Origin of the sequence: Halorubrum sp. Atlit-28R (genome assembly GCF_003665955.1) — an archaeon.
GTDB lineage: Archaea > Halobacteriota > Halobacteria > Halobacteriales > Haloferacaceae > Halorubrum > Halorubrum tropicale.
Map to the genome: position 1 here is coordinate 1 of NZ_QPLS01000023.1, position 1,808 is coordinate 1,808.

A 1,808-nucleotide genomic window follows, 5' to 3' on the forward strand; every position below is an offset into this window, starting at 1 on the left:
GCTGCCCTTCTCTGCGTTCACGCCGCCCCTAGCAACATCTACGAACTTCAATCTTCGTTAGTATCAGCTCTAGATGGGACACTCACAAGAACCGGTTGATATGTCGAGAGAGTTGCCAAAACCAATGGCTCAAATCTCGCGTCGAAGACTCAGTACCTCACAAAGCATCCTCGGCTAGCTGTTTCTGAAGCCTGAGTTCTGTGGCGGAGCGGTTGGACTGGCGGTTTCGACGAGAGAATCATGGACGGATCGGCGGAGAGCCGTCGCTGTCGGCGGCGGCTGCCGCCGACGCGACAGCGTCGCCACTCCCACCGTTGGCTAGCCCGGTCGGGAGTTACCGGTGGAACCGGTCGTCCGGTGGCCGGTTCGCGGGGACGGCCCGACGCGTCGCGAGGGCCGTCCACGCTGCCCGTCGGATCATGTTGATGAACTCCTTGAATGGCCACTGCCAGAGGCGACGCCCGCCTCGGCGGGGCGTCGCCACGTACTCCCAGTGCAGATACCGCCACACGTTCTGTAACAGCAAGCTCACCACGACGTACAGCAGCCGTACAACCGGATTTTGTGTCGAGGTCGTCGCGATACTTTGTTCAGAGAGTCGATAGCTTGCCTCGATACCGAAGCGTTTCGCGTAGTGGTATCGAGCGTCTCGTGGTGAGTCGATGAACGGCGCGTCAGCGGCGTAGCCGTGACGCGCCACCCCATGTTCGTCGTACCGTCCGTTCTGGTAGGTACAGTCGATGTAGACGGGAAACTCGACGGTCCAGCTGTGACCGTCGAGTCTCGCCGTCAGACTGTGCTGAATCACGCGACTCCACCCTTCTGAGAGTTCTCGCTTGATCGTCCGTCCCCAGCGGACGATCGGCATGACGTAGGCGTGGTTGTGCGCCTGAAGCAGCGTCAAACACTTGCTGTCGTAGAATTCGCGGTCAAGATAGACGGCCTTGACACCGAGGTCAAGGCCGTCGAGAATACCGAGGAACTCTGCGAGGACACTGCTGGCGGTGTCGCCGTCTTCGAGACGGCGCACCGCCAGCGTGTAGCGTTTGTTCTTCACGCGTGCGTACAGTGTCGCGTACGCGTGAAACGCGGTGGTTCCACGCTTCGCTTGTGAGTGATACAGGCCGTCTGTATCGTCTTCGTCGCCGTAGTAGGGCCGCAGGTGGAGGTCTGCGCAGACCTCCACCTGCTGGGGAAGGACGTCGAGAACGTCTTTCTGGAGGAGCATGTTGCCAACCTGTTCGAGCGTTTCTAGATCGAATTTAGTGCGGAGATGGTAGAGAACGGAGTTTTCGTGGGGTGCATCTTCGCTTCTCTCACAGAGCGTTGAGACCGAGGTCCCGTCGGCGCAGGCGCCGACGAGGACCTCGTAGATGTCTTCAGCATCGAGTTCAGCGTTTTCAGCGAGTGAGAGAGCAACTTCCTCGTCAAGAGAGTTGACGAGGAAGTTAAGGAGCTGGTCCTCGTGGATTTCATCGTCTGTTTGCTGGTTGTTGGACACATCTTCAGCAAGCAGACGTCTCAACTAACCGGCTTTGTGATGTACTGAGACTAATTATGGTCAACCGTGGTACCGTTCAGCGAATACGTAGTTTTGGTCCTATCCGGATTGTCACTTCATTTGAGGTTATCGGGGCAGCTCTACTTACAGCGATTGCTCGGTGTTCTTTTTCAGGTAGTTTTCAACCGGATGGGATGTCTAGTTTTGTAGCTGCAGCAACTGGTATATCTTCATCCCTCATTGCAGTTGTCCTCACGGGAATCGCAATTCTAGTTTCCTTGTCTAGTGAACAGTTCCTATCCTTTCA

The 1,808-nt window shown here is 56.7% G+C and carries 1 protein-coding gene; it reads right to left on the bottom strand.

Annotated elements, in window-relative coordinates:
* Positions 1–334 precede the first annotated feature (334 nt).
* Positions 335–1,501 carry an ISH3 family transposase gene (locus DVK06_RS16555; protein WP_121601107.1) on the bottom strand — a complete coding sequence of 389 codons (1,167 nt, stop codon included), beginning with the start codon at positions 1,499–1,501 and terminating at the stop codon, positions 335–337.
* Positions 1,502–1,808: the final 307 nt, after the last annotated feature.